The organism is Vibrio sp. V33_P6A3T137 (assembly GCF_009904835.1).
Lineage (GTDB): Bacteria > Pseudomonadota > Gammaproteobacteria > Enterobacterales > Vibrionaceae > Vibrio > Vibrio metschnikovii.
Window position 1 is genome coordinate 1 of the sequence record NZ_WXWK01000136.1, and the last position, 6,074, is coordinate 6,074.

General features: G+C 41.2%; 6 protein-coding genes and 4 tRNA genes. 3 read left to right on the forward strand and 7 right to left on the reverse strand.

Going from position 1 to position 6,074, the window contains the following annotated elements:
• The 5 genes from CAG60_RS12765 to CAG60_RS12785 all read right to left on the reverse strand — a co-directional run.
• On the reverse strand, positions 1-209 hold a 209-nt coding region (locus CAG60_RS12765), incomplete at its 3' end, for a GTP-binding protein (protein ID WP_237667787.1).
• A 104-nt stretch (positions 210-313) separates the two neighbouring features.
• A tRNA-Thr gene (locus tag CAG60_RS12770) sits at positions 314-389 on the reverse strand.
• Positions 390-402: 13 nt separating this feature from the next.
• Positions 403-477 (reverse strand) — tRNA-Gly (locus CAG60_RS12775).
• A 35-nt stretch (positions 478-512) separates the two neighbouring features.
• Positions 513-597, reverse strand: a tRNA-Tyr gene (locus CAG60_RS12780).
• Positions 598-624: 27 nt separating this feature from the next.
• A tRNA-Thr gene (locus CAG60_RS12785) sits at positions 625-700 on the reverse strand.
• A gap of 205 nt (positions 701-905) precedes the next feature.
• On the opposite strand from CAG60_RS12785, the gene coaA reads away from it, so the two are divergent.
• Entirely contained in the window at positions 906-1,829 is a 924-nt protein-coding gene (coaA, locus tag CAG60_RS12790) for a type I pantothenate kinase (protein WP_040905856.1), read from the forward strand.
• 150 nt (positions 1,830-1,979) lie between these two features.
• On the opposite strand, the gene birA is transcribed toward coaA, so the two are convergent.
• Together birA and murB are read right to left on the reverse strand one after the other, a co-directional pair.
• Complete coding sequence (birA, locus tag CAG60_RS12795; RefSeq protein WP_161439087.1) at positions 1,980-2,948, reverse strand: bifunctional biotin--[acetyl-CoA-carboxylase] ligase/biotin operon repressor BirA; 969 nt, start codon at positions 2,946-2,948, stop codon at positions 1,980-1,982.
• Positions 2,948-3,988, reverse strand: a complete 1,041-nt coding sequence (gene murB, locus CAG60_RS12800; protein ID WP_161439088.1) for a UDP-N-acetylmuramate dehydrogenase — start codon at positions 3,986-3,988, stop codon at positions 2,948-2,950. Before murB ends, birA begins: the two co-directional genes overlap by 1 nt.
• A 71-nt stretch (positions 3,989-4,059) precedes the next feature.
• On the opposite strand from murB, the gene CAG60_RS12805 reads away from it, so the two are divergent.
• Positions 4,060-4,488 (forward strand): GNAT family N-acetyltransferase, encoded by a 429-nt coding sequence (locus CAG60_RS12805; protein WP_372447042.1) that lies wholly within the window; start codon positions 4,060-4,062, stop codon positions 4,486-4,488.
• An 89-nt stretch (positions 4,489-4,577) separates the two neighbouring features.
• A complete protein-coding gene (gene pssA, locus CAG60_RS12810; protein ID WP_161439089.1) occupies positions 4,578-5,918 on the forward strand; it encodes a CDP-diacylglycerol--serine O-phosphatidyltransferase in 1,341 nt (446 codons plus the stop codon).
• Positions 5,919-6,074 lie beyond the last annotated feature (156 nt).

Sequence of the window (6,074 nt, forward strand, 5' to 3'; positions counted from 1 at the left end):
TATTCTACGTGTGAAGTAGAAATAGTAATACCGCGCTCACGCTCTTCTGGAGCGTTATCGATTGACGCGAAGTCTTTCGCTTCACCGCCGTATACTTTTGCAAGTACAGTACAGATAGCTGCTGTTAGAGTGGTTTTACCGTGGTCAACGTGGCCGATAGTACCAACGTTTACGTGCGGTTTCGTACGTTCAAATTTTGCTTTAGACATGAGTTGTCCCTCTAGGTACGGATGTATGTGGCTTTGTTTATGACCACGCAACCAAAAAAAGTTCGGTAATAATTATATAGTAAAAGGAAATCTTTGCTTAGAACTGGTGCTGATAGGCAGACTCGAACTGCCGACCTCATCCTTACCAAGGATGCGCTCTACCACCTGAGCTATATCAGCACTCTAAAATGAGTGGAGCGGGCAGCGGGAATCGAACCCGCATCATCAGCTTGGAAGGCTGAGGTAATAGCCATTATACGATGCCCGCAACACGTAACTCTGTGAGCTATTTCCTTTACAATATGGTGGAGGGGGACGGATTCGAACCATCGAAGGCGGAGCCGGCAGATTTACAGTCTGCTCCCTTTGGCCACTCGGGAACCCCTCCAAATTTTTATCTTCCGATTAAAGAAGATGGTGCCGACTACCGGAATCGAACTGGTGACCTACTGATTACAAGTCAGTTGCTCTACCTACTGAGCTAAGTCGGCATAAGTGGGGCGCATTCTATTGAATGATCTAAGCGCTTGCAAGTCTAATCGGCAAAAAAAAGCATTTTTTATTCGGCCCGAGCTGATTCGCTGTTTTTTTATTCATTTTTTTGCTTAATCGCCAATTCTCGTGCGTTTCTGATTTGCAATCTCAGTAGCATATTGTATGTTGCCTACTTCTTCTAATACTACGACTGAACCTTTTATGAGCCCATATTTGTCTTTTGCTCGTCACCAATGGGCTGAGTTACGTAACTCAGTCACCATGACTCTGTCAGAACATGATCTGCAAGAATTACAAGGTATTAATGAAAGCCTTACGATGAAAGAAGCGGTAGAAATTTATCTCCCTTTGGCAAGATTATTAAATTTGTATGTTGCGGCCAGACAAAGTCGTAATACCGTTCTCAACCAGTTTTTAGGTCATGCAGAGAAAGCACCGCCATTTATAATCGGTATTGCAGGTAGTGTAGCGGTAGGTAAAAGTACGACAGCTCGCTTATTGAGAGCATTGCTCTCTCGTTGGGATAATCATCCTAAAGTTGAGTTAATCACGACTGATGGTTTTCTGTATCCTAATAGAATCTTGCATGAACGGAATATCATGCATAAAAAAGGCTTTCCAGAATCATACGATATTCGACGCTTGGTGCAGTTTGTCTCTGATGTAAAAGCGGGACAACCTCATGTTACTGCGCCCATTTACTCGCATTTAACTTACGATATCACTTCTCAACAGAAAATTGTCGATCGGCCAGATGTCTTAATTATTGAAGGGTTAAATGTATTACAAAGTGGCATGGATTACCCTCATGATCCACATCGGGTCTTTATCTCTGATTTTTTAGATTTTTCTATCTATGTTGATGCCGATGCTGAATTAATTGAAAAATGGTATATCGATCGCTTTATGAAGTTTCGTCATGGGGCCTTTAAAAAGCCAGAATCATATTTCAATCACTATACACAGTTGACTGAGCAAGAAGCGAAAGCCAAAGCGCAACATATATGGAACTCAATCAATGGTAAAAATCTTCAAGAAAACATTTTACCCACCAAAGAGCGAGCTCAATTAATTTTAAGGAAAGGGCTTTGCCATAGTGTTGAAGAAGTACTATTACGCAAATAAATCAGACAATGCGATACTCTGGTTGACTTGAAAATGACTTGATCTAGTGAAGCTCAAACAGCACAACTTTAAAAAGTCATTTTCTACTCTAATATCAAGTTATTATGATAGAAGCTTTTCATCATTAATCGGTCGTTCAAAGGCAATAACTTATTCGTCATCACCTTTGCGTAAAGAAATCTCACCACCAAGATAACTTTTTATTCCTTCAGGCGTTTCAAGTAAAACACCACCACTCTGATCAATACCTCGCTCAATTCCAGTAATTTTATTCGGTCCAATGATGAGGTGAACTCGACGACCTAAAAAGTTATCCAACCGATTCCAACGCTCAACAAACTCTTGCATGCCGTGCTGTTCATAGTTCTCCAGTGATCGATTTAGAGCTTGTATAAGTTTAATCACCAATTGGTTGCGATCGATATCCTCTTGACCAAGCACTTGTGACAAACTGGTCCAAGGCTGATCAATAACTATATTTTCATCTTGCATAATCAGGTTCATACCGATACCGATCACTAAGTGAGCCGCTCCGCCCGCTTGTCCCGACATTTCAACCAGAATTCCTGCTAATTTACGGTCTTGATAATAAAGATCATTCGGCCATTTCAATTTAATCCCATTAAGGCCCATTTCCTCAAGTGCTTCTACTATCGCAACTCCAATGACGAGGCTTAAGCCCATCGCGGCAGCCATACCTGCGTCTAAACGCCAGTACATGGAGAAATAAAGGTTAGAACCAAAAGGCGAGACCCAATGCCGCCCCCGGCGACCACGACCCTTATTTTGATATTCAGCGATACAAACCGTTCCAGAGGAGATCATGTGCGAATTATCTAATAAATATTGATTGGTTGAATCAATAATAGGATGCAATTCAACGGGGTTAGTTACTTGAGAACGAATACGATGCTCATCCAACATCATCAGCGGTCGAGCAAGCTGATAACCTTTGCCTTGCACCCGATGAATATCCATTCCCCATTGTTGAATACCTTGAATATGTTTACTGATGGCTGATCGCGACATGCCAAGCCATTCCCCCAGAGACTCACCAGAGTGAAAATGCCCATCAGAGAGCATCTTTAATAGGCGTAACTTAACACTGTGATCTTTCATTATTTCGTCTCTATTAACGCTTGTAAGTGGGTTTCTGCGACTGAACCAATAAAGCGCACTTCATGCTCAAGAGGGACTTTAAACTTATCGTATACCGTCTTACAAATTTGCTGTGCTAAACCAATAATATCTCGTGCCGTTGCATTGTTCTTATTGATGATAACTAAAGCTTGCTTAGGATGAACTTGTGCTCCACCGAACGTATATCCCTTTAATCCCGCTTGTTCAATCAGCCAACCTGCGGCTAATTTAACACCTTGCTCTGTAGGATAAGCGACTAAATTTGGACACTGCTTTTTTAAAGTCTCAAACACGGCTTGATCAACCACTGGATTTTTAAAAAAACTGCCTGCATTACCCAATACGGCTGGATCTGGCAGTTTATCTTTTCTCACCTGACAAACGGTATGATAAATCTCTTCCGCCGAACAAGTCGCAGGCAACGATTGGAGAGGGCCATAAGACAAAAGAGGTTGCCAATCTTTAGCTAAACGTAATCCCACGGCAACCACAAGCGCTTTACCGTATAAACCTTGTTTAAAGATAGAGTCACGATAACCAAACTGACACTCAGAAACACTTAATCTTTTAATGGTGAGACTCGCTAAACATAAGTAGTCAACATAGTGACAAACCGCTTTGAACTCTACGCCATAAGCACCAATATTTTGAATGGGCGCAGAACCAGCACAGCCTGGGATCAAGGCTAAGTTTTCTAATCCTGGTAAACCTTGCTGAATAGACCACTCAACTAACCTCGGCCAATCTTCTCCGCCGGCAACATGTAAGTAGTGAAAGTCAGCATCTTGTCTATGCTCAATACCTAACAGGCGATTGACCATCACCAAGCCTTGATAAGGCTCGGTAAATAATACATTGCTTCCCTTGCCTAACATCAATTTCGGCCGCTCAGCCCACTCATCAGATTGATGCAGTACAATCAGATCATCGACAGATTCAATTACCGCTAAATATTGGCAAGTCTGATCAAGACCGAAAGTATGATAAGACTTAAGATTTGCATTATGGTGTAGTTGCATGAGACTCTTTGCCTAAATAAAACTCATGCTATTCTACAACAGATACTTTGATAAGACAGATGCAAATACCAATTCTTCACTTTGAGCACGTAGAGACGCTAAAACTACCACTGATTAAACGTTTTTATAAACAGCACTATCCATCAGCTAAACCGAAAAGTGATGAGCTGATCATCGCGGCTTATGAAAACCACCATATCAAAGCCGTTGTTCGTTTTCGCTCAATTGCTGATTATCGATTATTGACCGGAATGGCCGTGGTGAGTGAGGAACGTTCAAAAGGGATTGGCCAAGCATTATTGATCTACTGCAAAAAAAACATACTGAAACACAATGACTATTGTTTTGCTTATCCGCATCTGACATCCTTTTATACACTTGGTAATTTTTATACTCAGCGTCCAGACCAGCTTCCTGCAGAATTGCGAACACTGCTTACGCGCTACCAAGCAAGTGGTAAATCTCTTATTCCGATGATGTATAAAGATGACTTATGTTAAGAATAGAGCTCTTTTATAGCTATCATTCACGTTATTTTGGTAATATACCCTGCTCGCAATTTTGCACATACGTAAGGTAAAGCATCACTATGATTGCTCGTAGAAATACAGTCGAACAACTGCCCACTATTGCGCAAGATCCTAATAAGTTTGATGTATTGCTGTCAGCTCAAGAGTTTCATACTCATCTTATTGAGTCTATTCGTCTAGCCAGTAAACGCATCTATATCGTGGCCTTATACCTAGAAAACGACGATGCCGGACGGGAAATACTCACAGAACTTTATAACGCTAAACAGCGTAATCCAGGATTAGACATTCATATTTGTGTCGATTGGCATCGAGCTCAGCGCGGGTTAATCGGTGCTGAGGCCTCTGCAGGGAATGCAACGCTGTATTGTGACTTTAAACAGCGTTACCCCCATGCTATCACTGTACATGGCATTCCGGTTCGCGGAAGAGAAGTGTTTGGCGTGTTACACCTCAAAGGCTTTATCATTGATGATCAAGTAATCTATAGTGGTGCTAGTATTAATAACGTTTATCTTCACTATCAAGAACGTTACCGATTCGATCGCTATCATACCTTAGATAACCCATCTCTCGCTGATACGATGGTTAACTTCATTCAAGACACATTATTGGCTCATCCAGCCGTTAATGAGCTGTCTTGTGCTGATAGACCAAAAACAAAAGAGATCAAAACCGATATTCGTCAGTTCCGCGCTACGCTTACGGAAGCGAGCTACGACTTTTCGGCACAAGCGATTAATGCCGATCAAGTCGGTGTGACTCCACTTGTTGGTATTGGTAAGCGTCGAAATCATCTAAACCAGACTGTGATTGACCTACTTGCTCAGGCTGAACAAGAAATCTATATCTGTACACCCTATTTTAATTTTCCGCCTTCCGTGGCAAAAGAAGTAAAAAAAGCGATTAAACGAGGAGTCACCGTTCATATTATTGTCGGAGACAAAACTGCGAATGATTTTTATATAGCGCCTTCACAAGATTTCAAAACCATTGGCGGTTTACCTTATCTCTATGAACTCAATCTACGTCGCTTTGCAAAGATTAATGAAGCCAATATCGCTAGTCGAAAACTGTCGATTCATTTATGGAAAGATGGTGACAACAGTTTCCACCTAAAAGGTATCTGGATAGATAAACGTTATATGCTGATCACTGGCAATAATCTTAACCCAAGAGCATGGAAACTCGATTTAGAAAACGCGTTACTTATCCACGATAAACACGGACATCTCGTTGATAAATTTAGTAAAGAGATGGATAACATTTTACAGCATACGCAATTAGTCTGTACCTACAAACAAATTGAGAAGCTCGATAGTTATCCTGACGTCGTACAACGACTAATGAAAAGAATTACGCGTGTTAAAGCTGACCGAGTATTAAAGCAAATTCTTTAAAGAAAATAGCAGAAAGAAGCCGATAGTGATTCACTATCGGTTTTTTATTACTGATGAATCATTTTAATACAACACTCATACCGCAATCTCTGTATTCTGTGCTCCAACAGATAGCCAAAGAAAAGTTCCAATGGCTCCATTCTACTCTCTTCACAC